Source organism: Serratia sp. CY29653 (genome assembly GCF_052169255.1).
In the GTDB taxonomy this organism is placed as follows: Bacteria; Pseudomonadota; Gammaproteobacteria; order Enterobacterales; family Enterobacteriaceae; genus Serratia; species Serratia sarumanii.
This window is the reverse complement of record NZ_JBJNLC010000001.1, coordinates 2,592,465-2,618,792: the sequence shown is the minus strand read 5'-3', so window position 1 is coordinate 2,618,792 and position 26,328 is coordinate 2,592,465. Positions and strand designations below refer to the sequence as shown.

Below are 26,328 nucleotides of genomic sequence, written 5' to 3'. Positions count from 1 at the left end.
TTTTGCGTTAAAGGGCCGATGAGAATGCTCTTAATCGTGGACGCCTTGGGTTGTTTAAGTGATTAATAGGCAGGGTAAAGTGGATTTATCAGTGTTTTGTGCTAGGTTTAATAGGTGAGGTGGTGAAAGCCACCAACATGTTGATAATAAAAAAGGAGACCGATCCATGAAACTCTGGCAAATCGTAGGCGGTGCCGCGGCACTGACGATCACGCTGGCGGGATGCGCGCAAAAGAGTGCTGATGTGCCTACCCAGGCGGCCGGTAACCCGGCGGCTGCGCAAACGCAGATTCAGGGCCCGGTGGTGACAGGTTCGGTTAATATACGTCAGCGCATTGCGCTGCCGCCGGACGCCGTACTGACGGTCACCCTCTCTGATGCCTCGCTGGCAGATGCGCCGTCCAAAGTGATTGCACAGCGCGCGGTACGTACTGAAGGGCAGCAGGCGCCATTCAGCTTTACGCTGCCGTACAACCCGTCCGACATCCAACCGAATGCGCGTATCATTCTGAGCGCGGCGGTGACGGTCAACGGGCGACTGATGTTTATTACCGACACCATCCAGGAAGTGGTTAACCGCAACGGCACCCGTGCCGATCTGCTGCTGGTTCCGGTTCAGGGTGTGCCGATTCAGGCTGCGCCAACCGCCATGCAGTAAGCTTACTGCGGTACAGCAAGATGAAATCAGCAGCCTTTGCGCTTCGGCCAAAGGCTGTTTTGTTTTACCAGCGCCAGCCGTAGCGATCGAAATCGACCGTGCTGTGCGGGCCGAAAATAATCCCCTCCGCCAGCAATGCCTGCCGTTGCCGTTGAAAATCCTCCCCCTGCTGCGAGATCTGTCCGTGCCGGTTGATCACCCGGTGCCAGGGCAGCGTGCTGCCTTCCGGCAAACGCCGCAGCACGCCCCCGACCTGACGCGCGGCGCGCGGCGAGCCGGCCAGCCGGGCGACTTCGCCGTAGGTGGTGACTTTGCCGAACGGGATGGCGGCCACGATATGGAAAACCCGCTGGCTGAAAGAGGCGTCTTCTGGTTGCATATTGCTGTTCCTGCGTGACTCAAAACCCAGGCGAAGAGTGTGCCACAGCGCAGGTGGGTAAGAAAACAGCGGTTAACCCCGGTTGGCTTGCTATTTGATGGGGCATCGCCGATAATGCCCACCGCTTCGGAGTACAGAAGCCGTCAATGGGGGCCCTGTTGGTTCTCCCGCAACACTAACTTGTGAACTCGGTCAGGTCCGGAAGGAAGCAGCCGCAGCAGGTGACGTGTGTGCCGGGATGTAGCTGGCAGGGTCCCCACCCATTTTGCGGCCCGCAAAACGCTTATCCCCGTTATTCCTCATGTCGACAAGCTGCGCAAGCGTCATTTCGTACGCCGCGAGCGTGAATCTTTTCCTCTGCGCCGTTTTTGCCCTTCTCCTCCCGTGACCAAATGTATTGTTGCCAACAGATCCGATGACGGTGAAAAAATAGCGTTTATATCGTTATTTGTGGGACAAATAATGACGCAGGGATAGGGAAAATTCTTAAAGTTGCACGCCTGTTGGGATGGCGTTAGTATGGTTTATTCTCGTTGCGAAAAAACTATCCGCGCTTCGCGGCGGTCGACGAACTGGCTGAATAAGTTTAAATAATAACCCGTGTGCGCTGTCAGGCTGAACATGATTTATATCATTGATAAAGATATTACATTTAACACTGAAAACGGTTCATTGAAGAGTATAAAGAAGGGACGGGAAGTTTTCTTATCCAGCGTCAATTCGAGAGTATTCAAATGTTTGCTCGAGCATGGCCACGAGGCGGTAAGCCGGGAAACGCTGTTGCAACAGGTTTGGAGCGATCACGGCTTGAGCGCTTCTTCCGCGACGTTAAATCAATATATCAGCCTGACGCGACGGGCCTTGACGTCTGTCGGTTTCAACGAGCGCCTGATCGTTACCCTCTCTAAAAAGGGGTATAGACTCAATAGAATAATATCGATAGAGCGGCTGCGGATTGATTTGCCTGAGCCTCCCCACGCCGCGGACGTTCCCGCTACATCGCCCGCATCCGCCGCGGCGTCAAAAAATACCCACCATTATTTTTTTATTCTGCTGCGCAGCTTATCGATCGTCGTGCCATTATCTTTTCTGGCGCTGTGCTTCATCTATTACAAACATCATCGCGACAGTGAAAAGAAGCAGGTATTGTCTTACGTCGGTACGGTGAACGGCTGCCCGATCTACTATGCCGGCCATTTTTTGGAGAATCATCAGGACGACTATTTGCAGTTCTTGAGCCGTAAGGATCTTTATGGCCAGCGTTGCCGCCCCGGTGAGATTATCATCACCAAGGTTAACCGTTCTCATAATGCCAGTGAAGACAGCGGACGCCAGTTTATCGCCAAATGCACGAAGGACAGTGCGGCCGTTTTGCATAATTGTGAGAGCGAGTACATCCGGGCATGGAAAAAAAGTTAAATATCTTGTCAGCCACGCTGGTCGGCCTGTGCGTGTTGACCGGCAGCGTGGTGTATTCCCTGGTGCGCAGCCATCATGGCTTCGGCGATTTGTCCTGCGAAGCGAACGCCACGTTTAATTATTTCAATTCGCTGGACGCGCAGGCGGCGCACGATGATATCCAGCTGTCGCTAAAAATAAACTACATCTTTTTGTCCGGCGATAAGGGCGTGATGATGCTGTCGGGCCTGGCCAACGATGGCGAAGAGAAGTATTTCGTCAACCGACGGGTTAACTTCAGCTACGTCTCGCAAGGCAGTTTTTATCGCTTCCACTATGGCGAGGTGAATTATTCGCCGCGTGATACCTTGCCGGACGAGGTGTATACTTACTTTTTCAGCACTGAATCGACGTTTTATCATATTCGCAGCGTGGATAAGAATACGTTGATGTTTAGCGATGCCTACTCGCCGATGTTTTTATGCAATATTGAATCCTGATATGCATGTTATTTTTATATGGGGTTAAGGTGTATTCTGGTTACCTTTTATATCCTCGTGCCCTGCCTTTTTCGCACGCAGCTAATAACATGGGTTATTATGCGTGAATGCCTATTTTTTCATTGTTAATCAAATTTAATGGTGATTTAGCTATTTTACAAAAACGGCTATCATCATGTTTTTAAATGATTTAATGAATCTAAGGCGATGCGGTGTAGCCATATTAATTTTATATTGTTTATATTAAAGAAATAAGTTGCATGAATGTTTTTCGCATGATTAATTGAGGCCGCTCTTGAAACGGCGAACTATTAATTTTCATTGAAAATGCATCTCGCCGCATGCGTGCAAAGGTGATGGCACAAGAGCCTTTGGACTTCATTAAACTGATAGGCGAGAGATGGACATACATAACATTGCCCTGAACGAGACTCTGTTGGAAAATGAGTTGGTAATATTAAACAACAATGAAAAAACGCTGTTGTTTAAAAAAGAGAATGTGCTCATTGAAATGACCGAATTACAGCGGCGCTTCATGCTGTGCCTGTTGAGCGGTATTTATAAGAAGAACGACATTATTCGCGCGGTCTGGTTTTGCAATCATGAGACCATCAGCGACAACAATTATTATCAGATGATATTCCAATGCCGTTCTTTGCTCTCACGCCACGGTATTCCCGGCGAGGTGATCAAGACCATTCCCCGATTTGGCGTGATGCTGAGCTTTCAGGCCTGCGAGCGCGCGGCCGCTAATTTGCAGGGGGAATGCCCGTCGCCATCGGCTAATAAGCGCCGGCGAACGTGGTTGGACGCCGTGAATTATAAAGTGGCCCTGATCATCACGCTGCTGTTTTCTGTCGCGATGGTGGTCGGTATTTCCGCTTAGCGTTGACACCGTTGAATAACCGGGGGGCACGTGAGCAAGCGGTTGACAGACCTTCTTATTCTACTTTTCTGCCTGATAAATCTGGCATTCATGCTCCAGCTGGGATGGCGAATGGTGGCCGGGGATGGCGCGCCCGTTGAGCCGAGCCGTGAAAACGCGCGCGGGCCGGTGCGTCATAGTGTCTTTCCTCAGGAAGATGACATCGGAAAAATTCATGACGCGCACTGGTTTGGCCGCTATCAAGCGGCGAAAAACGGCGAAAAGGCGCACGGGTATAAAGTCGGCGAATGGGCGATCGGTGCCGAGCTGCTGGCTAACGCGCCGGAAGCCGCAGCGCTCGGCAAGATAGCCGGCCTGCTGTTCAGCGACAACGCCAAAAAAAGCCTGGTCATCGTCGAGCATGGCGGCAAGCAAACCGGTTATGGCGTTGGCGACCGTCTGGCCGGCAGCAATGCCGTTATCGTGCGGATAGTGAAAAATAAAATACTGCTCGATGAAAACGGCTATTACGCCACGCTGACGTTTAAAGAGTAGCCGGCGCGCCGTTTCGGCGCGGGGTGTTTCATAGCATAAGGCGACATTGTGATTACGCATTTCATTTATCGTTCCGGCCCAGGCTGGAGCGCCGGCTTATGGCGCGCATTAGCGGCGGTGGCCGTCATGATCGCGCTGGGCGGCGCGGCGCGCGCGGAGCAATTCTCTGCCAATTTCAAAGGCACGGACATTCAGGAATTTATCAATACGGTCAGTAAAAACCTGGGCAAAACCATCATTATCGATCCGGCGGTGAAAGGTAAGGTCACGGTGCGCAGCTACGAACAGCTCGACGAGAAACAGTATTACCAGTTCTTTCTCAACGTGCTGGACGTCTATGGCTATACGGTCATCGGCATGCCCAACAACGTCCTGAAGGTGATTGCCGCCAAAGAGGGAAAAAGAGCCGCGCTGGCGCAAAACGGCGCAGAGGCGATCGCCGAAGGGGATGAGGTGGTGATGCGCGTGGTGCCGCTGCGCAATATCGCGGCCAAGGACGTTTCGCCGATATTGCGCCAGCTTAACGACAGCATCGGCGTGGGCAGCGTGGCGCATTACGAGCAGGGCAACGCGCTGTTGATCACCGGGCGGGCCAGCGTGGTCAACGGCCTGCTCGAGCTGGTCAGGGAGATGGATCAGGACGACGGCAATCGGGTCGAGACTCTCGCGCTGAAGCATGCGGCGGCGCCGGAGATCGCGCGCATGGTGAATGAACTGTTTCGCGAAGAGGGCAAGCGGCGTACGGCCGGCGCGAGCTCGCTGCGGCTGGTGGCGGATGAGCGAACCAACAGCGTGATGATCGCCGGGGACGATCGGGCCCGCGAACACGCCAAAGAACTGATTGATCAGCTGGATAACAAGAGCGTCACCCAGGGCAATACCCAGGTTATCCCGCTCAAATACGCCAAGGCGCAAAGCCTGGTCGAGGTATTGACCGGCGTGAGTGCGGGCCTGCAAAACGAGAAAGAGAGCGCCGCCGCCAACGTGGCGCTGCTGAAAAACGTGGTGATCAAGGCCGATGAGCAGACCAATGCGCTGATCATCACCGCCGCGCCGGACGTGATGCGCGATCTGGAGGCGGTGGTCGCGAAGCTCGACGTGCGCCGCGCGCAGGTGCTGGTCGAAGCGGTGATCGTCGAAGTGCAGGATGGGCAGGGGCTGAACATCGGCGTGCAGTGGGCCAACAAATACGGCGGCGGCACGCAGTTCGCCGGCTCGGCGCCCGGGGTGTCGGCGGGGTTCGAAAATGGCATGAGCGACGTGTTCGGCAAGGCCAACGGCCTGATGACCGGTTTCTACAGCGGTAACTGGGGCGTATTGCTGTCCGCCATCGCCAGCAACAACCAAAACAATATCCTGGCCACGCCGAGCATCGTCACGCTGGATAACGCCGAGGCGGAGTTCAGCGTCGGGCAGGATGTGCCGATCCTGACCGGTTCGCAAACCACCAACAGCGATAACGTCTTCAACACCGTGTCGCGCAAGACGGTGGGGATCAAACTCAAGGTCAAACCGCAGATTAACCAGGGCCAGTCCGTGCTGCTGCAGATCGAACAGGAGGTCTCCAGCGTTGCCGACAGCGCCGGCGCCACGCCGGATTCGCTGGGGGCGATCTTCAATATCCGCACGGTCAACAACACGGTGCTGGTGGACAGCGGCGAAACCGTGGTGGTGGGCGGCCTGTTGGACAAGTCCAATTCGGAGCTGGAGAGCAGCGTGCCGATCCTCGGCAAGATCCCGCTGGTGGGGGCGCTGTTTCGCTCGACCGCCACCAAAGCGAGCAAGCGCAATTTGATGCTGTTTATCCGCCCGACCATCATTCGCAGCACCGAGGGGTATGCCCGGCAGAGCCAACGCAAGTTAGGCAAGTTCGACGCCGAGCAGCAGGACGATCGTGAGCTGAATGACGCGCTGCGCGGCGAGATCGCCGGCGATAAGAAGGCGCTCGACAATCGGGCGTTTCTCGCCACCGTTGCCAGTATCGACGCGTTTTATCCGCGGGGAGCACGCCCGTGAAGCGCCGTTCCGCGGGGCCGTTGCTGCCTTTCGGCTGGGCGCGCCAGCATGGCGTGCTGGCCGTCGATGGGCAGAGCGGCATCCAAATGTATTGCCATCCTGAAACGAGCCACGCCGGGTTGATGGAGGCCTACCGCTGCCTGCCCGGCGTGCCGGCGCTGGCCCAGCTGGAGGTGGAGGCTTTTGATCAACGGTTGGTGGCGCACTACCAGCAGGAGAGCGGCCAGGCGCAGAGAATGATCGACGATCTGGGCGGCGAACTGGATTTTTACGCGCTGGCCGAAGAGCTGCCGCAGCAGCAAGACCTGTTGGACGAACAGGACGATGCGCCGATTATCCGCCTGATCAACGCCTTACTGAGCGAGGCGATCAAAGAGCGCGCCTCCGATATCCACATCGAAACCTACGAGAGCGAGCTGGTGATCCGCTTTCGCATCGACGGCGCGCTGCGGCGGATTCTGGCACCGCAGCGCAAGCTGGCGGCGCTGCTGGTGTCGCGCATCAAGGTGATGTCGAAGCTGGATATCGCCGAGAAGCGAGTGCCGCAGGACGGGCGCATGGCGCTGAAGGTCGGCGGGCGGGCGATCGACGTACGGGTGTCGGTGATGCCGGCCAGCCACGGCGAGCGCGTGGTCATGCGCCTGTTGGACAAACAGGGCGTGCGGCTCGAACTGCCCAGCCTGGGTATGGCGCCGGCGCACCAGCAGGCGTTGCTGCGTCTGATCCGCCAGCCGCACGGCATCATTTTGGTCACCGGGCCGACCGGCTCCGGCAAGAGCACCACGCTCTATACCTTGCTGAGCCAGATCAACGATGAACAGCGCAACATCATGACGATCGAAGATCCCGTCGAGTATGAGTTGGCCGGCATCGCGCAGACGCAGGTGAATCCCAAGGTGGACATGACCTTCGCGCGCGGGCTGCGCGCGCTGCTGCGTCAGGATCCCGATGTGGTGCTGATCGGCGAGATCCGCGACGGCGAAACGGCGCAGATCGCGGTGCAGGCCTCATTGACCGGGCATTTGGTGCTGTCGACCCTGCATACCAACACGGCGATCGGCGCCGTGACCCGGCTACGGGACATGGGGGTCGAACCGTTTCTGCTTTCGAGTTCGCTCAGCGGCGTGTTGGCGCAGCGCCTGGTGCGTCGGCTTTGTCCGCAGTGCCGCGAGCCCTATGCGCTGTCTGACGCGCAGCGGCGCCTGCTGGGGCTGCCACCGACGCAGGCGGTGACCTGCTGGCGTCCGTTGGGGTGCGAGGCCTGCGGCGGGCAGGGATATCACGGCCGAATCGGCTTGCACGAACTGTTGGTGCTGGATGAACCGATGCGCATGGCGATCCATCGCGGTGACGGCGAGCTGGACATCGCGAAACTGGCCGCCGAACGCTACCTGCCGCTGCGCCAGGATGGGATCGCCAAGATGCGCGCCGGGGAGACCAGCCTGGAGGAAGTGCTGCGGGTGACGCGCGAAGGGGACGGCGATGAAGTTTGATTATCGCGCCTGCGACCGTGAGGGGCGCGCCCAGCGCGGCGTGTTGGAGGCGGATTCTCTGCGCCACGCTCGCGATCGCCTGCGTGAAAAGGGGTGGCAGGTGCTGGCGGTGCAAGCGCGCGGGCGGCCCGTTTTCGCCGGCATGTTTGCCGGCCGCTGGATGAGCGGCGTGAGCAGCGGCGATGTGGCGCTGTTGACCCGGCAGCTGGCGACGCTGCTCTCCGCTGCGCTGCCGCTCGAGGAAGCGTTGATGGCGGTGGCGCGGCAAACGGAGAAAAAAGGCCTGCAGGCGGCGTTGGCTCAGGTGCGGCAGCGCATTCTGGAGGGCTTCCCGCTGGCGCAGGCTCTAGGGCAGCATCCGCGAATTTTTGACCGTCTCTACTGCGCCATGGTGGCGGCCGGTGAGATTTCCGGCCATCTGGCGCCGGTGCTGGAGCGGCTGGCCGACTACGTCGAACAGCGCCAGCAAATGAAGAACAAGATCGTGCAGGCGCTGGTGTACCCGATGGTGCTGACGGCGGTGGCGATCGGCGTGGTGGCGATCCTGTTGACGGCGGTGGTGCCGAAGGTGATCGAACAGTTTGTGCATATGAAGCAGACCTTGCCGCTGTCGACCCGGATGCTGCTCGGCGCCAGCGACGGGCTGCGCCAATGGGGGGCATTGGCGCTGATGTTGGCGCTGGCGAGTCTCGGCGCTTTCCGCTATCGCCTGCGGGATCCGGCGCGGCGCGTGCGCTGGCATGCGTTCATCCTGCGGTTGCCGGTGGTCGGCAAGCTGTCGCTGGCGGTGAATACGGCGCGCTACGCCAAAACGCTGAGCATTTTGAACGCCAGCGCGGTGCCGTTGCTGGAGGCGATGCGCATCAGCGCCGGCGTGTTGGGCAACGACGCCGCCCGCGAACGGCTGCTGGCGGCGATGGAGCGGGTGCGGGAGGGCGAAGGGTTATCGCCGTCGCTCGAGGGCACCGCGCTGTTCTCGCCGATGATGCGGCACATGATCATGTCCGGCGAGCGCAGCGGTGAGCTGGACATGATGCTCGAGCGGGCGGCGGCGATGCAGCAGGAGGCCTTCAGCCGGCAAATCACGCTGGCGCTGGGGCTGTTCGAGCCTTTATTGGTGATCGCGATGGCCGGTTCGGTGCTGTTCATCATTTTGGCCATCCTGCAGCCGATATTGCAGCTCAATAATATGGTCGGCTAATCATGCCGTTAATGGAGAGTAAAATGAGTCATATCAGCAAGATACGCAGATCGCGGCAGCGAGGGTTTACGCTGCTGGAAATCATGGTGGTGATCGTCATTCTGGGGCTGTTGGCCAGCCTGACCATTCCAAGCCTGATGGGAAACAAGGAGAAGGCCGATCGGCAAAAGGCCGCCAGCGATATCGTGGCGCTGGAGAACGCGCTGGATATGTACAAGCTGGATAACGGGCGTTATCCCAGCGCGGAGCAGGGGCTGGCGGCGCTGGTGACCCGGCCGGTGCTGGCGCCGATCCCGAGGAATTATCCCGAAGACGGCTATATTCGCCGGTTGCCGCAAGATCCCTGGGGGCAGGAGTACCGTCTGCGCAACCCGGGGCGCCACGGCAAGCTGGACGTGTTTTCTCTGGGGCCGGACGGCGTTGCCGACACCGATGACGACATCGGCAACTGGGTGGCCGACGCCGACGCGCCATGAGGCGCATACGCGGCTTTACGCTGCTGGAGATCATGCTGGTATTGCTGTTGCTGGGAGTGACCAGCGGCCTGGTGATGCTGAGTTTTCCTGCGGATGAGAAGCCGCTGGCGCGGCAGGGGGAGCGGCTGAACCATTGGCTGTATGCCCTCGCCGAGCGGGCCGAACGTGAAGGGGTGAGTTATGGCGTGGCGTTCGCCAGCGGCGGTTGGCGCAGCGTCGTCGCCGAAGAGGGGCGGGATGAATACGTTTTGCCGGAGGGCATCGCGCTGCGGCTGAGCGTTGAGGGGCAAGCCGTCACGCTTGACGACGCGGCGGCGCAGATGCCGCAGGTGTGGCTGTATCCGGGGGGAGAAACCACTGCGTTCAGCGTGGCGCTGTCGCAGGGCAAGTGCCAGTGGCGATTGCAGGCACCTGGTTACTTCGTATTTGAAACGACGGATATTCGTTGCGATGACGCGGAAAATTAAACGCCAGCGGGGTATGACGCTGCTGGAGGTAATGGTGGCCTTGATGATCTTCGCCATCGGCTGCCTGGCGCTGATCAACAGCACCGGCGGCCAGGTGCGCAGCCTGAGCGCGATCGAAGCCAAGACCGTTGCGCTGTGGGTGGCGGACAACCAGTTGACGCTGCTGCAGCTCGACCCGCATCCGCCGACGCTGGCCTGGCATTCGGGCACTGCGGCGATGGCCGGTGAAACCTGGCACTGGCGCTATCGCGGGCAGGAGACCAGCGACGCCGGAATGCGGGCGATCGCGATTGAAGTCCGGCGCGATCCGCAGGATCGCAACGCGCTGGTGGAGATGCTGGCCTACAGGGCACTGCCATGAAACGCGGTTCGCAATGCGGTTTTACGCTGGTGGAAATGCTACTGGCCATCGCCCTGTTCGCCATGCTGTCGCTCACCGCGCTGGCGGTCTTTAGGGGCGTGCTGAAAAGCGATGAAATCACCCGGCGCAAATCGACGCAACTGACCCAGCTGCAACGGGCGCTGGCGATCGTCGAACGCGATTTCACTCATGCGCAGGCGCGGGCGCCGATTGGCGATAAGCGCTTGCCGGCGGTGCCGGAGTTCGCGGTGCGGCAGACGGTGGGCGAGGACGCGGATATACAGCTGCTGCTGATCCGAAACGGCTGGCCGAATCCACACGCTCGGCTGCCGCGCGCCACGCTGGAGCGGGTGGTGTATCGCTACCGGCAGGGGCGGCTCGAGCGTCTCAGCTATCCGAGTTTGGGCAGCCCGCAGGCGGCGGCGCGCAGCGTGCTGCTGCTGCCGGAGGTGACGCGGTTCCGCCTGCGTTTTTACCTGCAGGGCGAATGGTTGACGACCTGGCGCGCCGGCGGGCTGCTGCCGCAGGCGGTGGAGATCGTCGTCGAAACCCCCGCGCTGGGGGAGGTGCGCCGCATCGTCACGGTGCCCGCCGCGAGGCCATCATAAAAAAACAACGCGGTATGGCGCTGTTGATGGTGCTGCTGCTGATGTCGCTGATGGCGATCGTGGCGATCAATATCAACGACAACTGGCAGCGTTCGCTGGCGCGCACCCAGTCTCAACAGGATCGGCTGAAGGCCAAATGGCTGCTGCTGGGCGGGGAGATCTACGCCCAACAGCGATTGCGGCAGGCGGGAGAGAAGCGCAAGGCCTGGGGGGCATCAGGAGCGGCGTTCAGTATGCGTACCGAAGAGGGGGAGGTGGCGATACGCCTGCGCCGCGTCGATGCCTGTTTCAACCTAAACGCCCTGATCCGCGCCGCCGGCCCAACGGAGGCCGGGGATAGCGAGGGGGGGCCCCCCAATAAGGAGAGGCGGATATTCATGCTGTTACTGAACAACCTGGGGATCGCCGACGCGCAGGCGGACGCGATTGCCGAGGCCATCGTCGCCAGGGGCGATGACGAGGGGTATCTGATGGGGAATGTCAGCGAATTGCGGGAGCTGGCCGGCATCGATCGTGAGCTTTACCTGCGCCTGGCACCGCAGCTTTGTGCGGCGCCGGATGCCGAACTGCGCATCAACCCGGATGCCGTGAGCGAGGCGCAATTACCGCTGCTGCGGGCGATGCTGATGAACGCCCTGAGCGATGAACGGTTGCGGGCGCTGCTGGCGGCCCGTCCGCCGCAGGGCTGGCAGACGCTGGCGTTTTTGTCGCAGGAAAAAGCGCTGCAAGACTTGGGTGACGACGATCTCGGCGAGCGATTGACGTTCGACGATAGCCGCTGGATTGCGCAGCTGCAGCTGACGCTGAACGACGGGCGCTATCGGCTCGTCAGCGCGTTGCAACCGGGCCAGTCAGGCGTCACGGTCAGCGGACGCCTGTTCGACAGAGGGGAGGGGTAAAGGGTGGCGAATACAATCCTGCTTATCGCGCTGAGCGAGGACTTGATGGCCGATGTGCGCTGGGGCCGCGTCGGCGAGACGAGTTGCCGTTTCGCCGCCCACCTCGATCTGACCGAAGGCGGCGGCGAGTTGGCGGCCATGGCGCAGGGCAGCCGCGTCGTGGTGTTGGTGCCTGCCCGTCATGTGGCGCTGAGGCAAACGACATTCCAGGGCAAGGCCCGGCAGGCGACGCCGCTGGCGCTGGCCTACGCCCATGAGGCCGGGTTGTTGGCCGATGCCGAGCAGATGCACTGGGCGGTGCTGGACAAGGCGCAGCGCGATTTCACCCTCGCCGGCGTCGCGCTGACGCAGATGCAGGAATGGGTCGAGCGCCTGAGCGCCAGCGGCATTCGCGCCGATAAAATGCTGCCCGACGTGCTGGCATTGCCGCTGCCCGGCCAATGCAGCGCGCTACATTGGCGCAACCACTGGTTGATCCGAACGGGAAGCGGGCAGGGAATGCAGCTGCCCGACGCCTGGCTGGGCTGCGCTTCACTGCCGACGCCGGACTGGTGTCTGCACCGCGGCGGGGAGGTTCCGGCGGGCTGGGAAGCGGCGTGCATTGACGAGGATCCGCTCTGGCGACTGGCGGAAGAGGCCTGGAACAGTACATTCACGCTGCTGCAGGGACGTTTCAAACCGAGCGTACGCTGGCCGCGCCGCCTGCCCGACAAGACCGCCTGTGCGCTGCTGTTGCTCAGCGGTTCGCTGCTGGTGGGCGGTTTGCATCACCAACAGATGGCTCGGCAGAACGAGAGCCAGATTGCGGCGCTCTCACGGCACCTGCTGCCGGGCCAGGCCGCGTCGGCGTTTGCCGAGCAGGCGGCGAAAGCGCGGGTGCGGCGTATGCAGGATGCCCTGAATGCGCCGCAGCTGTTCAGGCTGTTGCCCTACGCGGCCGGGGCGCTCGCGTTATGGGCGCCCCCGCAGCTGCAGGCGCTGGCTTTCGACGCTGCCGACGATCGTCTGGTGGTGACTGTGAACAGAAACGACGTGCCGCTGCCGGCGCCGGTTAACGACGGCGAGGTCAGCATGGCGTTCAGCGAAGGCGGTGCGTCCAACCAGGCGATCCTGACGGTGAGAGGTGAGCGATGAATATCGGGTGGCGCGATAAGGCGTTGCGGCGGGCGGTGCTGTTAAGCCTGTTGCTGCTGGCAGCCTGCGGCTACTGCCTGTATCAGTTTTCACAGGCGCAGAAAAGCGCACAGCGCCTGGCCGCGCTGCAGGGGCAGGCACGCGTCATCCAGCAACTGCAGGCGCGCTTGCCGCCGGATGCCGCTGCGCGCGAGCAACTGCCGGAGCGGCTGCGGCAGAGCGCGCAGGCGTTCCGCATCCCCATCGTCGCCCTGACGGAAAGTGATGCGCAGATGCAGGTGGGGCTGCCGCCCGTGCCGTTTGAAAGCCTGCTGTCGTGGCTGGCCGCCCTGCAGCGTGAGCATGGCATCCGCGTGCTGGCGCTCGCCGTGGAACGCGCGGAGCAGGCGCCGGGCGTAGTGCAGGTCAGCCTGCTGCGGGTAACGACGCAGCCGTCGATGTAACCAACGCGAAAGAATCATCAGGGATCAGAAAAAATCATGCTATTTGCTATAAATGCGGCGGCAGATGAACACTGGCTGTTATTTAGCGCCGTGTTGAGTCTGTGCGTCGGCAGTTTTATTAACGTAGTTGTTTATCGGCTGCCCATTATGCTTGAGCGCGAAATGGAAACGGCGCAGGCCGAGCGGTTCGATCTCTTTTGGCCGCGTTCATTCTGTCCGTCATGCACAAAAAAATTATCGGCGTTCGACAATATTCCTTTATTAAGTTGGCTGCTGTTGCGTGGCCGCTGTCGTTATTGTCGCCGTCCTATTGCCGTGCGTTATCCACTGCTGGAATTATTTCTGATGCTGATGGGGATAACGCTGGCCTGGCGGCTCGGCATCGGGGTGGATTGGTTTTTCATGCTGGCGTTGGTTGCGCTGTTGCTGGCGTTGGCGGCGATCGATAACCAATGTCAGCTGCTGCCGGATTGCCTGACGCTATCGCTGCTGTGGATCGGCTTACTGTGGCATTGCCTGGCGCACCCGGCCTTTTTGCCGGCGGCGGTCATTGGCGCGATGGCGGGCTATCTGGCGCTCTGGCTATTGTATTGGGGATTTCGTTTGGCGACCGGCCGCGAGGGGCTGGGATACGGCGATTTCAAACTGTTGGCGGCGCTTGGCGCCTGGGGCGGCTATGCCGCTTTGCCGTCGATCCTGCTGTTCGCCTCCGCCGGCAGCCTGCTGTGGCTGTTGCTGCGCGCGTGGCGCGGCGGCGATGCGGCCCAACCCCTGCCTTTCGGGCCGGGGCTGGCGACGGCGGGCGCCGGCGCGGTGGCCTGTCAGTGGCTTGCGCTGCCGATAGGGGGCTAACGCAGCTGGGCTAAAAAAGGCGCCAGCGAGCGGTTGAGTCCACGGCACTTTTCCTGCAGCGGCGTGGCGTCGGCCTCCAGCTGCGCGGCGACGTGTTTACCCGCCGCAAGCAGTTGGGCGCGATTGAGCGCCGGCGTCCAATCTTTTTCCTTCGCTTCCTGCAGCGCCGCCGCCGCGAGCTTATCGCCGGCCGGAATATCGGCGCGGTTGCACCTGTCTCTTAGAAATTGACCGGCGCCGACCAGCGACGACAGCTGGTCGCGTTGGGTGGCGGCGTCAGGAGCCGATTTGGCGGCGTGCTGGCAGCCGGATAACAGCAGGGATGCCACGATCGCTGCGGCAATATTTTTCAATGTCACGTTATTTTCTCTGCGGTGTTGGTACGGTGTATTTATTTTCTTGCTCGGTGCTACGGTATTTCACGCTTTCCGGATTATTTTAAACGTTTGTCATGCCATTTAATATCATGACGATATTAGGTTTTATTATTTTAATGCATTCTAAGTGCCGGGCGTTCAGGGCTTCTACTTATTATTCCTCTCGCGGTATCGCCGCATCTCTTTGAGTTTCTTCTCACTCAGTTGGAATCCAATAAATTTAACTGGAGTCGTAATGAAATTATCCAAAATCGCCCTGATGATGGCAACGCTCGCGGCCTCCTCGGCCGCCTGGTCGCACGGTTATATCGAAGTGCCCGAGAGCCGCGCCTACAAGTGCAAGCTGGGCAGCAACACCGACTGCGGCCGGGCGCAGTGGGAACCGCAGAGCGTCGAGCAGGTTTCCGGCTTCCCTGGCGGCGCGACGCCGCTCGACGGCCAGCTGGCCAGCGGCGGGGTGAACGGCTTCGAGTCGTTGGATCGCCAGGGCGTCAACGTCTGGGCGTTGAATACCATGAAGCCGGGGCCACAGACGTTTACCTGGTACCACACCGCCAAGCACAAAACCAATAACTGGCGTTACTACATCACCAAACAGGACTGGGACGTGAACAAGCCGCTGTCGCGCGAGGCCTTCGAAAAAGAGCCGTTCTGCGAGATTGATGGCCATGCCAAGCCGCCAAAAGATCGCGAAGTGCACCAGTGCGTGGTGCCGGAGAGAACCGGCTATCAGGTGATTTACGGCGTGTGGGAAATCAATGACACGGTAAACAGTTTCTATCAGGTGGTTGACGTCAACTTCGAAGACGACGGCGTCGTGTCGGAATGGCGCAAGCAGCTGCAAGGTTCCCTCACCGGTAAAAACCTGCAGGTTGGCGACAAGGTGATTGCCCGCTTCTTCGATGCGGACGGTGAAGTGCTGACGATGAAAACCGAACTGGCGATCGACAGTGAGACGCTGACCGACAAAAACCGCTGGGGTCACGCGCTGGCCAGCAAGATCAACGCCGAACAGAAAGCGGTGCGTGCCGGGGTGAAAGACGGCAAAGGCAACGTCAATCCGGTGTTTGGCAACAACGCGGTCTACGCCAAGCAGGGCAGCACGATGAAGAGCGTGGTGATTTCCTATGAGGAAGAAACCCCGGCTATCACCGAAGAGATCCGCATCGGCAACCTGTCCAGCACCAAAATCAAGGACGGCAAAGCTCAGCTGACTTTCAATGCCGAGGTCAAAGGCAAACTGACGGTTGAAGCGCGCGTTTACGACCACGGCCAGACGGAAAAAGGCTATGTGAAAGCGACGCTGGAAGACGCCAGCCAGCCGCTGACTATGGCGCTGAGCAACGTCAGCGAAGGCCACCACATGCTGAAAGTGATCGCCAGCAACGACAACGGGCAGAGCATTCAGCCAGATATCGAAAACTTCAACCTGGAAGCGGAATCCACCGGCGGTGGCGGCAACGGCGACTATAACTTCGTCTTCCCGAACGCGCTGAGTAAATACACTGCCGGCACCACGGTGCTGCAACCGAAAGACGGCAAGGTATATCAGTGCAAACCTTTCCCTTACAGCGGTTACTGCATGCAGTGGAACAGCGGCGCGACTCACTTTGAGCCGGGCGTGGGTTCCAACTGGCAGGATGCCTGGGTCGTGAAAAAGTAAGCGTAAATCGGATAGCCAAGCGGCCAGCGATGGCCGCTTTTAAAGGAGTTTTATGTCACACGAACCTGCCCGTTACGATCTTTTCAGTCGGTTACTGCATTGGGGCATTGCCGCCGTGATGATCTACGTAATGATCGTTGGTTATTCACTGCATTTTATGACGGATGCACGCATCTTCGCCTTTTTCTCCGTGACCAATATGTCGCTGGCCTTGGTGCTGACACCGCTGATGGCGGCGCGCTTTATCTGGCGTTTTTTCCGGCCTAAGGTGCCCTATGGCGATATGCTGCAAGGGCACGAGAAGGGATTGGTGCATTTGCTGCACGAAATATTCTACCTGCTGATTTTCGTGGTGCTGCTCAGTGGATTCCTTATGCTGGAGCACGGCTTTGCCGTTTTCGGCGCGATCGATTTCCCTCGCCCGATAGCAAATCTCGACGTTAACCGCTTCTTTTTCGCCGTGCACCGTTATTCGTGCATCGCGCTGTCGGCCATGATCGTGCTGCACATAGCGGCGGTGATTAAACACCACTGCTTCGCCGGGCAGGCGATTTTGCGCCGCATGCTCTGATTTTACGGGGCGATCACGCCGCCCGGCGAGGCAGTGCGGCGGCGTGGCCGCGAAGGTAATAGGGAAGAGCGACGGCATGACCGTGACGCGTGTGGCCGATAAGCAGGGAGTGCGAGAGACAGCACGCGTTAATCGCGTTAAGGCGTAATACCCCGGACAGGAACAGAGAATTGTTTCTATTTATTATTAACGATAAAAATGAACGTAATTAACATTTCATTGTCAATAGGAAAAATACGTATTCAGTTTGAACATTGAAGCCGATAAAAGCATCGGCTCAACGCGTTGGGGGATGATTATCTGACATATTTCCAAACGGAGGTGGGGATTTTGTCATACAGTTTGTTCATGGTGAGCTCCGCCAGACGGTGATCGGCCGCTGAGTAAAACAGCTCCAGTTCATCATCGGAAAGCTCGTACTTATTTTTCTCAATAACACGTTCGAGAGTATCAATCGTGGTGCATTTACGTAAACGCATCAGATAGTCGGTTTTAGTCATGGTGGCCTTTAGTTTAATAACCGTAAAATAGCTCGGGAATAATTATCCCCTAAGTTTTCATTGTCGTACAGATGTCCTCTCCTGAGAACATTCTGAATAATCTCGCCTTGGTTTTTTGCCAGCGGCGCAGGTCGGAATCATTGATACCGTAGCTGCTGAACAGCGTATAGGTATCGTCGAGATATTCTTCGACTAACTCCGACAGGTCTGATTCGTCCATGTATTTAATTTTATAACTCATCACAAACGAAGCGATATGTTCGATCAACTCATTAAGCTGCAGGTTGACGGAGGACGTCGGATCGTTGACCCACCCATGGTGACTGTCTCCCAGGGTAGCGATACCTTCATCATACAAATTTTCGCACAAGAATTTGAGCTGAGCAATGTCGTGTCGCTTAGGCGAATACTCATCCATATCATCCCCTCCGTAAGTCTTAATTGCGGTGTGATAACACTATGTGAGTAAGCTGATTTACATCATGGACGGAGGCAGCTTAACGGTGGTTAAATAAACTTCCCGTAAAATGAATATAAATCATTTTTTCGCGTTTGGCCTGCAGTTATTACGTAAACTTACAATTCATCCGCAGTTGATGGCCGTGAGTTATCAATGATGTCGAAGATTAAACCCCGCTCCGTCACTCGGAACCGTACGCTGTCGTTGATGATATCTTCGCTGTTGATATCCAGGCAGGCATTAAAAATGCCCCACTTATAGCGATAACTCATTGAATAATCGCCGTCACCTTGTCGTACTATATCAAGTATTTCTAATGAATCTTCGGCATAGCGTGCGCTTTCAGAATAAAAACTCAGTCCGCTGGTCAGCGCCGGCACTAACTCCGCTATATTGTCATTAATCACTTTCTTTAATTTTTTAACAGAAAGTGCGTTGACGTCCAGGTTACAGGCAAGGGTAACAAGCATTAATCTCGGCCAACAGCAATGTTATCTGCTTATCTTACTCCTTTTTCACTCACGCCGGTAAATTTTTCGATTTACCGCTGTTTTTTACCTTATGCCAACATTTCAACCGAATGGGAATATCCCTGGATTTGATAAGGAGGCTGCGGGGGGAAGCGCCGCTGCGCGAAGGACTGTTACGTTCCGTTGCATTATTGTCGCGCCATAGCTTGAGATGTGGCAATGGGTGTGATGTTATATTATAACTATTAACCCATCATTTTGGTCACCACATTGACTCCCTCTTCACAACATGACGCCGCGCCGTCACTGAATTCGTTGTTTACCACCTCCGCCGCCGCGCGCTGTGCGGGGGCCGTTGCGCTGCTGGCCCTGCTGTGGCTCGGCATCTTCTGGGCGGTATCGCTGCCATGATCTCCTTGCGCCAACTGGCGATAGGCTATGGCGTCACGCCGCTTTTCCCGCCGCTGAGCGGGCAGTTCAGCGCCGGTTCGTTAACCGCGGTGGTGGGCGTCAACGGGGCCGGGAAATCGACGTTGCTGAAAACGCTCGCCGGATTGTTGCCGCCGCTGGGCGGCAGTCTGAGTTTTAGCGGCGGCAAGCCACCGCGCAGGGCTTATCTACCGCAGCAGGCCGAGTTGGATCGGCAATTCCCGATCGCGGTAAGCGATCTGGTGGCGATGGGCTGTTGGCCGCAAAGCGGCATGTTCGGCGGTATGAACAGGCGTGCGGCAAGCCAGGTCAATGAGGCGCTGGCGAACGTTGGCATGAGCGCGCTGGCGCGCAGCCCGGTGGGCGAACTGTCCGGCGGCCAGCTGCAGCGGGTGCTGTTTGCGCGCCTGCTGGTTCAACCGGCGCCGCTGATTTTGCTGGATGAACCTTTTACCGGCATCGACAGCGCCACCACGCAGATCCTGCTGCAGGCGATCGCGCAACTGCATCGGCAGGGGAAAACGGTGATCGCCGTGCTGCACGATATGTCGATGGTCGCCGAGCATTTTCCACAGGTGCTGTTGCTGACGCCGCAGGCTTGCCACTGGGGCGCGGCCGAGCGGGTATTGGAACAGGTGCCGAGGTATCACGCCGCCGAACGGCAGCCGGATCTGCGGGCGGTGGCGCCATGATGCTGTGGCATGGGCTTATCGATCCTTTCCTCTCTTTCGGTTTTATGCGCCGCGCGCTCATGGCGTGCCTGGCGTTGTCGCTCAGCGCCGCCCCGCTGGGCGTGTTTTTGCTGCTGCGCCGCATGAGCCTGGTGGGGGATGCCTTGTCCCACGCGGTGTTGCCGGGTGCGGCGATCGGCTATCTGATCTCCGGCATGTCGCTGGTGGCGATGGGGGTGGGCGGTTTTATCGCCGGGCTGGCGGTGGCGATGCTGTCCGGCCTGGTGAGCCGCCGCACGCCGCTGAAAGAGGACGCCAGCTTCGCCGGGTTCTATCTGGGCTCACTGGCGCTGGGGGTCACGCTGGTCTCGCTGCGCGGCTCCAGCGTGGATCTGCTGCACGTGCTGTTCGGTTCGATCCTGGCGGTGGATGCGCAGGCGATGCTGATGGTCGGAGCGATCGCCTCGGTTTCGCTGCTGGCGCTGGCGGCGCTGTACCGTGCATTGGTGATCGAGTCCTTCGACGTCACGTTCCTGCGCGTCAATGCGCCGCGCCGGTTGGCGCTGATCCACGGCCTGTTTCTGGCGCTGGTGGTGGTCAATCTGGTGGCGGGATTCCAGATCCTCGGCACCCTGATGTCGGTGGGGCTGATGATGCTGCCCGCCGCCAGCGCGCGCTTCTGGGCGCGCAATCTGCCGCAGACGCTGGCGACGGCGATGGGCATCGGCGCGCTTTCCAGCCTGATTGGGTTGGTGTGGTCCTATTACGCTTCGCTGCCCGCCGGCCCGGCGATCGTGCTCAGCGCCAGCGTCATCTTTTTCGTCTCGATCCTGTTTGGAACGCGCGGAGGCATTTACGCCTTCGCGCGCCGTTGAGAAGTGCCATTTGCAAGGAGAAAGTATGAAACGTTTACCTATATCGCTGGCGGTCGCTGCGCTGCTGGCCAGCCCATTGGCGATGGCGAAGACCGTCGACGCCGTCGCCAGCTTTTCCATTCTGGGGGATATCGTCAAACAGGTGGGGGGCGATCACGTCAAGGTCAGCACGCTGGTGGGGCCGGATGGCGATCCGCACAGTTTCGAGCCTTCGCCGCAGGACGGCAAAAAGTTGGCTCAGGCTGATGTGGTATTCGTCAGCGGACTGGGGCTGGAAGGGTGGATCGATCGCCTGGTCAGCGCTTCGGGTTATAAAGGGCAGGTGATCACCGCTTCACAGGGCATCAGCACCCGCCAGATGGAGGAGGACGGCAAAGCGATTACCGATCCTCACGCCTGGAACAGCATGAAAAACGGCGTGCAGTACGCCACCAACGTGATGAACGCCCTGATTGCCGCCGATCCCGAGGATGCCAACTATTTTCGCCAGCGCGGGGCCGAATACATTCAGCAACTGCAAAAGCTGGACCTGTGGGCCAAAACCCAGTTCGCCGCAGTGCCGCCACAGAAACGTAAAGTGCTGACCAGCCATGATGCTTTTGGTTACTTTGGGCAAGAGTATGGCGTCACTTTCCTTGCCCCGGTCGGATTTTCCACCGAGGCCGAAGCCAGCGCCAGCGACGTGGCCGGCCTGATCAAGCAGATCAAACAGGAAAAGGTCAACGCTTACTTTATCGAGAATCAGACCGATCCGCGGTTGGTGAAACAGATTGCCGCCGCCACCGGCGCCAAGGCGGGCGGCGAGCTGTACCCTGAAGCGCTCTCCCGTACGGGCGGCCCGGCGGCCACCTATGAACAGGCGTTCAAACACAATGTCGACGCGCTGCTGAGCAGCATGAAGTAACCTCTGCCCCCGCCTGCCGGCGGGGGACAGCTTGCAGGCACTTTCTCGCCATAAAAAAAGCCCCGTTGAGCAGCAACGGGGCTTTGCGACAGATGACACTGGGGAGTTAACGCTTTTTCTTACGTCCCTGTACCGCTTTGAATCGCGGATTGCTTTTACAGATCACATAGATGCGGCCACGACGACGCACGACTTTGCAATCCGAGTGGCGATTTTTCGCCGAACGCAATGAACTCAATACCTGCATGGGATTTCCTTGTTACTTATTGCCGATAAAGCGGCCAAAGCGCTGCTGGAAGCGCGCCGTGCTGCCTTCTTTGGAATAGTCTTTCTGCTTGCCGGTGTAGTACGGATGCGAAGCGGAAGAGACGTCGAGGGTGACATACGGCCAGCTTTCGCCGTCCAGCTCGATGGTGCGATCGGTTTTGATGGTCGATCCCACTTTAAAGTAGGCGTTGGCGCTGACGTCGTGGAAGACCACGGTGCGGTAATCGGGATGGATGCCGGGTTTCATAATGGCTCTCTCGTGTAATGTTATACTATAACAATAATTATGCACCGACCCGGCGTCGCGATCAAGCGTAAATTGCGCCCACGAGTGAATTAATGAGAACGGTTTGCATTAAGCAACTGAAGCAAAAGAAAAAGGCCGCATGCGCGGCCTTTTCGATTATCGGGTGGAGCTCATATCACTGAGCGATCAGTGGTGCTCTACCGGATGGCTGTGTTCCAGGTCCTCGTTCTTCTTGCTGAAGCGGCGGCGAACCACCACGAAGAACACCGGTACGAAGAAGATCGCCAAGACGGTGGCGGTGATCATCCCGCCCATTACGCCGGTACCTACCGCGTTCTGTGCGCCGGAGCCCGCACCGCTGCTGATAACCAGCGGCAGAACCCCGAGGATGAAGGCCAGAGACGTCATCAGGATTGGACGCAGACGCATACGCACCGCTTCCAACGTCGCTTCGATCAGGCCTTTGCCTTCTTTTTCCATCAGATCCTTGGCGAATTCCACGATCAGGATGGCGTTCTTCGCCGATAGACCGATGGTGGTCAGCAGCCCCACCTGGAAGTACACGTCGTTGTTCATGCCGCGCATCGTCGCGGCCAGCAACGCACCGATAACCCCCAGCGGCAATACCAGCATGACCGAGAACGGCACGGACCAGCTTTCATACAGCGCCGCCAGACACAGGAACACCACCAGAATCGAGATGGCGTACAGCGCCGGCGCCTGGTTGCCCGACAGACGTTCCTGATAGGACATGCCGGTCCAGTCGTAACCGATGCCGCTTGGCAGTTTGGACGCCAACTGTTCCATCAGGTTCATCGCTTCACCGGTACTCTTGCCCGGTGCGGCCTGGCCCAGAATTTCCATCGACGGCAAGCCGTTATAGCGTTCCAGGCGCGGTGAGCCGTATTCCCATTTCGCCGAAGAGAAGGCGGAGAATGGCACCATCTGGCCGCTCGTGCCGCGCACGTACCACTTGTTGATGTCTTCCGGCAGCATACGGAACGGCGCGTCGGCCTGTACGTATACCTTCTTCACACGACCGCGGTCGATGAAGTCGTTGACGTACGAGCCGCCCAGCGCGGTGCTCAGCGTGCTGTTGATGGTGGTGATGCTGACGCCCAGCGCCTTGGCTTTCTCCTGATCGACGATCAGTTTGAACTGCGGCGTATCTTCCAGGCCGTTCGGGCGCACGCCCACCAGCACGTCCGGATGTTGAGCAACCATGCCCAACAGCTGGTTACGCGCTTCGGTCAGTTTCTCGTGCCCCAGGCCGCCCTGGTCAATCAGCTCGAAGTCGAAGCCGGTTGCGGTACCGAGTTCGATGATCGCCGGCAGGTTGAACGGGAATACCAGGCCTTCTTTAATCTGCGAGAATGCGCCCATGGCGCGACCCGCGATCGCTTCGACCTTGTTCTCGCTCCCTGGACGCTCGCCCCAGTCTTTCAGGCTGACGAATGCCAGGCCGTTGTTCTGGCCGTTACCGTTGAAGCCGAAGCCCGCGACGGTAAACACCGAAACCACGTTGTCCTTTTCCTTGTTCAGGAAGTAGTCGGAGACTTCTTCCAGCACTTTGTTGGTGCGGGACTCGGTGGCGCCGGCAGGCAGCTGCACCATGGTCAACAGGATGCCCTGATCTTCGTCCGGCAGGAACGAGGAAGGCAGGCGCAGGAACAGCAGGCCCATGCCAACCACGATCAGCAGGTAGATGATCAGATAGCGACCGGTGCTGCGCAGGATGTTGCCCACGCTGTCGGTATAGTGATGCGTGCTTTTCTCGAACATGCGGTTAAACCAGCCGAAGAAGCCTGTTTTAACCCCGTGATCGCCTTTCGGGATCGGTTTGAGCATGGTGGCGCACAGCGCCGGCGTCAGGATCAAGGCCACCAGCACCGACAGCGCCATCGCGGACACGATGGTGATCGAGAACTGGCGATAGATGGCGCCGGTTGAACCGCCGAAGAACGCCATCGGCACGAATACCGCCGACAGCACCATGGCGATACCCACCAGCGCGCCCTGAATCTGGCCCATCGATTTACGGGTGGCTTCTTTCGGCGGCAGCCCCTCTTCGGCCATGACGCGCTCGACGTTTTCCACCACCACGATGGCGTCATCCACCAGCAGGCCGATCGCCAACACCATGCCGAACATCGTCAGGGTGTTTATCGAGAAGCCGAACGCCGCGAGTATCGCAAAGGTCCCCAGCAGCACCACCGGCACCGCGATGGTTGGGATCAGCGTCGCGCGGAAGTTCTGCAGGAACAGATACATCACCAGGAATACCAGGATGATGGCTTCGATCAGCGTTTTCACCACTTCGTTGATGGAGATCTTAACGAACGGGGTGGTGTCGTACGGATAAACCACTTTCATCCCTTGCGGGAAGAATGGCGTCATCTTGGCCAGCTCATCTTTCACACCTTTGGCGGTGTTCAAGGCGTTGGCGCCGGTTGCCAGTTTGATACCCAGACCGGCGGCAGGCTTACCGTTATAGCGAGCGGTAACGGCATAGCTTTCCGCGCCGCGCTCGATGTGAGCGACGTCGCGCAGGCGTACCTGGGAACCGTCGGTATTCACCTTCAGCAGGATCTTGCCGAACTCTTCCGGCGAAGTCAGACGGGTCTGCGCGATGATCGAGGCGTTCAACTGCTGCCCCGGTACCGGCGGCAGGCCGCCCAGCTGGCCTGCGGCGATCTGGTTGTTCTGCTCGGTGATGGCGGAGGTCACGTCCGTGGTCGTCAGCTGGTAGTTGTTCAGCTTGTTCGGATCCAGCCAGATACGCATCGCGTACTGGGCACCGAACAGCTGCACTTCACCCACGCCGGACGAACGGCTGATCGGATCCTTGATGTTGGACGCCACGTAGTCCGCAATATCGTCCTGAGTCATGTTCGGATCGTCGGAAACGAAGCCGGCCACCATCAGGAAGCTGCTGCTGGATTTTTCTACTTTCAGGCCCTGTTGCTGAACTTCTTGCGGCAGCAACGGGGTGGCCAACGACAGTTTGTTCTGGACCTGAACCTGCGCGATGTCAGGATCGGTGCCGGATTCAAACGTCAGGGTAATGGTGACGCTACCAGAGGAATCACTGGTGGAGGACATGTACATCAGGTTATCGATACCGTTCATGTTCTGTTCGATAATCTGCGTGACGGTATCCTGCACCGTTTTGGCATCTGCGCCCGGGTAGTTGGCGGAAATACTCACCGCCGGCGGTGCAATAGTGGGATACTGCGCAATAGGCAGTTTCATTATTGCAAGCACCCCCGCCAACATGACGATGATGGCGATTACCCAGGCGAAAATTGGGCGGTCTATAAAGAACTTAGCCATGTATTACAGGCTCCTTTTTATGACTTCTGCGCTTCAGACTGCGGCTGTTTTTGCGCCTGAGTGTCAACTTCCTGCACTTTTACCTGCGCGCCCGGATGCACTTTCATCAGGCCGGAGACGATCACGCGATCGCCGGCTTTCAGGCCATCGGTAACCAGCCATTTGTCGCCAATCGCCTGGTCCGCCTTCAGCGTGCGCAGCTCAACTTTGTCGTCTGCCCCTACCACCAACGCCGTCGCTTCGCCGCGCGGGTTGCGGGTGACGCCTTGCTGAGGCACCAGCAGCGCATCGCTGCGCACGCCTTCGTCCAGACGGGCGCGCACGAACATGCCCGGCAGCAGCGTATCGTTCGGGTTAGGGAACAGGGCGCGAATGGTGATGGAGCCGGTGGTCTCGTCGACGGTGACGTCGGAGAATTCCAGCGTGCCTTCCTGTGCGTATTCGGTGCCGTTTTCCAGCAGCAGTTTCACTTTAGCCTTGCCGTTTTCCTGCTTCAGCGCGCCGCTGGCCAACTCTTGCTTCAGGCGCAGGAAGTCGGTGCTCGACTGGGTGACGTCGACATACATCGGATCCAGCTGCTGCACGGTGGACAGGGCGGTCGCCTGGCCGTTGCTGACCAGCGCGCCTTCGGTCACGGCGGACTTGCCGATGCGGCCGGAGATCGGGGAGGTCACCTTGGTGTACGCCAGGTTGATGCGCGCGGTTTCCACGGCGGCCTTGGCGGCCACCACGGCGGCATCCGCCTGCTGCAGGGTGGAGACGGCGTTGTCGTAGTCCTGCTTGCTGATGTAGCTGGTACCCAGCAATGGCTTGTAGCGGTTTACCGTCACGCGTGCGATGGAAGCGCTGGCCTGTGCTTTGGCCAAATCGCCTTTCGCGCTGTCGTAGCTGGCTTGATAGGTGGCGGGATCGATTTGGTACAGAGACGTCCCGGCCTTGATATCGCTGCCTTCAACGAAGTTGCGCTTCAGGATGATGCCGCTGACCTGAGGGCGAACTTCGGCGATACGATACGCAGCGGTGCGGCCAGGAAGATCGGTAGTGATGTTGAGAGGCTCGGCCTTCAAGGTGACTACGCCCACTTCAGGCGCCTGTTGTTGGGCGCCTTGCTGTTGGGTTTCTTTATCATTACATCCTGTTAGCACTAAGCTGCCTGAAAGCATCAGAACGGCCGCCAGAGGCGTTAACCCTCTGTTTTTGTTCATAGAAAAACCTCAAGTGTCCGATTTCAAAATGATCAATGGATCACAAGCTTT

The 26,328-nt window shown here is 58.8% G+C and carries 30 protein-coding genes and 1 other RNA gene; 22 read left to right on the top strand and 9 right to left on the bottom strand.

Annotated features, from left to right (window positions below; translation table 11 throughout):
- Positions 1 to 166 precede the first annotated feature (166 nt).
- Positions 167 to 658 carry a YbaY family lipoprotein gene (locus ACJ8HN_RS12685; RefSeq protein WP_049196364.1) on the top strand — a complete coding sequence of 164 codons (492 nt, stop codon included), beginning with the start codon at positions 167 to 169 and terminating at the stop codon, positions 656 to 658.
- Between the two features lie 64 nt (positions 659 to 722).
- On the opposite strand, the gene ACJ8HN_RS12680 is transcribed toward ACJ8HN_RS12685, so the two are convergent.
- Positions 723 to 1,037 (bottom strand): MGMT family protein, encoded by a 315-nt coding sequence (locus tag ACJ8HN_RS12680; protein ID WP_033647296.1) that lies wholly within the window; start codon positions 1,035 to 1,037, stop codon positions 723 to 725.
- Positions 1,038 to 1,193: 156 nt separating this feature from the next.
- Here ACJ8HN_RS12680 and ffs point away from each other — a divergent pair.
- From ffs to ACJ8HN_RS12600, 16 genes are all read left to right on the top strand, one after another.
- Positions 1,194 to 1,290, top strand: an RNA gene (gene ffs / locus ACJ8HN_RS12675) — signal recognition particle sRNA small type.
- A 368-nt stretch (positions 1,291 to 1,658) separates the two neighbouring features.
- The gene (locus ACJ8HN_RS12670; RefSeq protein ID WP_103829795.1) at positions 1,659 to 2,456 is read left to right on the top strand and encodes a winged helix-turn-helix domain-containing protein; all 798 of its coding nucleotides are present in this window, start codon (positions 1,659 to 1,661) and stop codon (positions 2,454 to 2,456) included.
- Positions 2,441 to 2,935 carry a FidL-like protein gene (locus ACJ8HN_RS12665; RefSeq protein WP_033637327.1) on the top strand — a complete coding sequence of 165 codons (495 nt, stop codon included), beginning with the start codon at positions 2,441 to 2,443 and terminating at the stop codon, positions 2,933 to 2,935. The genes ACJ8HN_RS12670 and ACJ8HN_RS12665 overlap by 16 nt, the downstream gene beginning before the upstream one ends.
- Before the next feature lie 400 nt (positions 2,936 to 3,335).
- Positions 3,336 to 3,821 carry a winged helix-turn-helix domain-containing protein gene (locus ACJ8HN_RS12660; RefSeq protein ID WP_033647291.1) on the top strand — a complete coding sequence of 162 codons (486 nt, stop codon included), beginning with the start codon at positions 3,336 to 3,338 and terminating at the stop codon, positions 3,819 to 3,821.
- 30 nt (positions 3,822 to 3,851) lie between these two features.
- Positions 3,852 to 4,355 carry a type II secretion system protein N gene (locus tag ACJ8HN_RS12655; protein WP_033647289.1) on the top strand — a complete coding sequence of 168 codons (504 nt, stop codon included), beginning with the start codon at positions 3,852 to 3,854 and terminating at the stop codon, positions 4,353 to 4,355.
- Positions 4,356 to 4,481: 126 nt separating this feature from the next.
- Positions 4,482 to 6,371: a type II secretion system secretin GspD gene (gene gspD, locus ACJ8HN_RS12650; protein ID WP_442523565.1), complete on the top strand. Its 1,890-nt coding sequence runs from the start codon at positions 4,482 to 4,484 to the stop codon at positions 6,369 to 6,371.
- The gene (gspE, locus tag ACJ8HN_RS12645; protein WP_442523484.1) at positions 6,368 to 7,864 is read left to right on the top strand and encodes a type II secretion system ATPase GspE; all 1,497 of its coding nucleotides are present in this window, start codon (positions 6,368 to 6,370) and stop codon (positions 7,862 to 7,864) included. Before gspD ends, gspE begins: the two co-directional genes overlap by 4 nt.
- Positions 7,854 to 9,065, top strand: a complete 1,212-nt coding sequence (gene gspF, locus ACJ8HN_RS12640) for a type II secretion system inner membrane protein GspF (RefSeq protein WP_193168969.1) — start codon at positions 7,854 to 7,856, stop codon at positions 9,063 to 9,065. Before gspE ends, gspF begins: the two co-directional genes overlap by 11 nt.
- A 23-nt stretch (positions 9,066 to 9,088) precedes the next feature.
- The gene (gspG, locus tag ACJ8HN_RS12635; RefSeq protein ID WP_442523483.1) at positions 9,089 to 9,541 is read left to right on the top strand and encodes a type II secretion system major pseudopilin GspG; all 453 of its coding nucleotides are present in this window, start codon (positions 9,089 to 9,091) and stop codon (positions 9,539 to 9,541) included.
- Positions 9,538 to 10,008 (top strand): prepilin-type N-terminal cleavage/methylation domain-containing protein, encoded by a 471-nt coding sequence (locus ACJ8HN_RS12630; RefSeq protein ID WP_043146731.1) that lies wholly within the window; start codon positions 9,538 to 9,540, stop codon positions 10,006 to 10,008. Before gspG ends, ACJ8HN_RS12630 begins: the two co-directional genes overlap by 4 nt.
- Complete coding sequence (gspI, locus tag ACJ8HN_RS12625) at positions 9,992 to 10,369, top strand: type II secretion system minor pseudopilin GspI (protein WP_223182041.1); 378 nt, start codon at positions 9,992 to 9,994, stop codon at positions 10,367 to 10,369. The genes ACJ8HN_RS12630 and gspI overlap by 17 nt, the downstream gene beginning before the upstream one ends.
- Positions 10,366 to 10,977, top strand: coding sequence for a type II secretion system minor pseudopilin GspJ (gene gspJ / locus ACJ8HN_RS12620; RefSeq protein ID WP_103829790.1), 612 nt, complete (start codon positions 10,366 to 10,368; stop codon positions 10,975 to 10,977). Before gspI ends, gspJ begins: the two co-directional genes overlap by 4 nt.
- 14 nt (positions 10,978 to 10,991) lie before the next feature.
- Positions 10,992 to 11,876, top strand: a complete 885-nt coding sequence (gene gspK / locus ACJ8HN_RS12615; protein ID WP_442523482.1) for a type II secretion system minor pseudopilin GspK — start codon at positions 10,992 to 10,994, stop codon at positions 11,874 to 11,876.
- 3 nt (positions 11,877 to 11,879) lie between these two features.
- A complete protein-coding gene (gene gspL / locus ACJ8HN_RS12610; protein WP_442523481.1) occupies positions 11,880 to 13,010 on the top strand; it encodes a type II secretion system protein GspL in 1,131 nt (376 codons plus the stop codon).
- The gene (gene gspM / locus ACJ8HN_RS12605; protein WP_033637337.1) at positions 13,007 to 13,453 is read left to right on the top strand and encodes a type II secretion system protein GspM; all 447 of its coding nucleotides are present in this window, start codon (positions 13,007 to 13,009) and stop codon (positions 13,451 to 13,453) included. Before gspL ends, gspM begins: the two co-directional genes overlap by 4 nt.
- 36 nt (positions 13,454 to 13,489) lie before the next feature.
- Positions 13,490 to 14,305, top strand: a complete 816-nt coding sequence (locus ACJ8HN_RS12600; RefSeq protein WP_049235196.1) for a prepilin peptidase — start codon at positions 13,490 to 13,492, stop codon at positions 14,303 to 14,305.
- Here ACJ8HN_RS12600 and gspS read toward each other — a convergent pair.
- Positions 14,302 to 14,664, bottom strand: coding sequence for a type II secretion system pilot lipoprotein GspS (gspS, locus tag ACJ8HN_RS12595; protein ID WP_033653248.1), 363 nt, complete (start codon positions 14,662 to 14,664; stop codon positions 14,302 to 14,304). The two genes, ACJ8HN_RS12600 and gspS, sit on opposite strands and share 4 nt — an antisense overlap.
- A 253-nt stretch (positions 14,665 to 14,917) precedes the next feature.
- Between gspS and gbpA the strand changes: the two genes are divergently transcribed.
- Both gbpA and ACJ8HN_RS12585 read left to right on the top strand, forming a co-directional pair.
- A complete protein-coding gene (gene gbpA, locus ACJ8HN_RS12590; RefSeq protein ID WP_103829786.1) occupies positions 14,918 to 16,345 on the top strand; it encodes an N-acetylglucosamine-binding protein GbpA in 1,428 nt (475 codons plus the stop codon).
- A 52-nt stretch (positions 16,346 to 16,397) separates the two neighbouring features.
- Complete coding sequence (locus ACJ8HN_RS12585; protein ID WP_043146740.1) at positions 16,398 to 16,916, top strand: cytochrome b; 519 nt, start codon at positions 16,398 to 16,400, stop codon at positions 16,914 to 16,916.
- Positions 16,917 to 17,212: 296 nt separating this feature from the next.
- Here the strand turns inward: ACJ8HN_RS12585 and ACJ8HN_RS12580 are convergent, their stop codons facing one another.
- The 3 genes from ACJ8HN_RS12580 to ACJ8HN_RS12570 form a co-directional block, all read right to left on the bottom strand.
- Positions 17,213 to 17,416 carry an HHA domain-containing protein gene (locus ACJ8HN_RS12580; RefSeq protein WP_004940313.1) on the bottom strand — a complete coding sequence of 68 codons (204 nt, stop codon included), beginning with the start codon at positions 17,414 to 17,416 and terminating at the stop codon, positions 17,213 to 17,215.
- A 49-nt stretch (positions 17,417 to 17,465) separates the two neighbouring features.
- Complete coding sequence (gene tomB / locus ACJ8HN_RS12575) at positions 17,466 to 17,834, bottom strand: Hha toxicity modulator TomB (protein ID WP_004940312.1); 369 nt, start codon at positions 17,832 to 17,834, stop codon at positions 17,466 to 17,468.
- Positions 17,835 to 17,992: 158 nt separating this feature from the next.
- Positions 17,993 to 18,346, bottom strand: a complete 354-nt coding sequence (locus ACJ8HN_RS12570) for a hypothetical protein (RefSeq protein ID WP_033653245.1) — start codon at positions 18,344 to 18,346, stop codon at positions 17,993 to 17,995.
- Between the two features lie 407 nt (positions 18,347 to 18,753).
- Between ACJ8HN_RS12570 and ACJ8HN_RS12565 the strand changes: the two genes are divergently transcribed.
- The 3 genes from ACJ8HN_RS12565 to ACJ8HN_RS12555 are packed head-to-tail and all read left to right on the top strand — an operon-like array spanning position 18,754 to position 21,225.
- Positions 18,754 to 19,467: a metal ABC transporter ATP-binding protein gene (locus tag ACJ8HN_RS12565; protein WP_033647273.1), complete on the top strand. Its 714-nt coding sequence runs from the start codon at positions 18,754 to 18,756 to the stop codon at positions 19,465 to 19,467.
- Positions 19,464 to 20,321 carry a metal ABC transporter permease gene (locus ACJ8HN_RS12560; protein ID WP_033637343.1) on the top strand — a complete coding sequence of 286 codons (858 nt, stop codon included), beginning with the start codon at positions 19,464 to 19,466 and terminating at the stop codon, positions 20,319 to 20,321. The genes ACJ8HN_RS12565 and ACJ8HN_RS12560 overlap by 4 nt, the downstream gene beginning before the upstream one ends.
- A 25-nt stretch (positions 20,322 to 20,346) precedes the next feature.
- A complete protein-coding gene (locus tag ACJ8HN_RS12555) occupies positions 20,347 to 21,225 on the top strand; it encodes a metal ABC transporter substrate-binding protein (protein ID WP_041033680.1) in 879 nt (292 codons plus the stop codon).
- Between the two features lie 106 nt (positions 21,226 to 21,331).
- Here ACJ8HN_RS12555 and ykgO read toward each other — a convergent pair whose 3' ends face one another.
- The 4 genes from ykgO to sdeX form a co-directional block, all read right to left on the bottom strand.
- The gene (gene ykgO, locus ACJ8HN_RS12550; protein ID WP_442523480.1) at positions 21,332 to 21,472 is read right to left on the bottom strand and encodes a type B 50S ribosomal protein L36; all 141 of its coding nucleotides are present in this window, start codon (positions 21,470 to 21,472) and stop codon (positions 21,332 to 21,334) included.
- A gap of 12 nt (positions 21,473 to 21,484) precedes the next feature.
- Positions 21,485 to 21,739 carry a type B 50S ribosomal protein L31 gene (locus ACJ8HN_RS12545; RefSeq protein ID WP_004940303.1) on the bottom strand — a complete coding sequence of 85 codons (255 nt, stop codon included), beginning with the start codon at positions 21,737 to 21,739 and terminating at the stop codon, positions 21,485 to 21,487.
- Between the two features lie 186 nt (positions 21,740 to 21,925).
- Entirely contained in the window at positions 21,926 to 25,072 is a 3,147-nt protein-coding gene (gene sdeY, locus ACJ8HN_RS12540) for a multidrug efflux RND transporter permease subunit SdeY (protein ID WP_033637346.1), read from the bottom strand.
- 17 nt (positions 25,073 to 25,089) lie between these two features.
- Entirely contained in the window at positions 25,090 to 26,277 is a 1,188-nt protein-coding gene (gene sdeX / locus ACJ8HN_RS12535) for a multidrug efflux RND transporter periplasmic adaptor subunit SdeX (RefSeq protein ID WP_033637347.1), read from the bottom strand.
- Positions 26,278 to 26,328 lie beyond the last annotated feature (51 nt).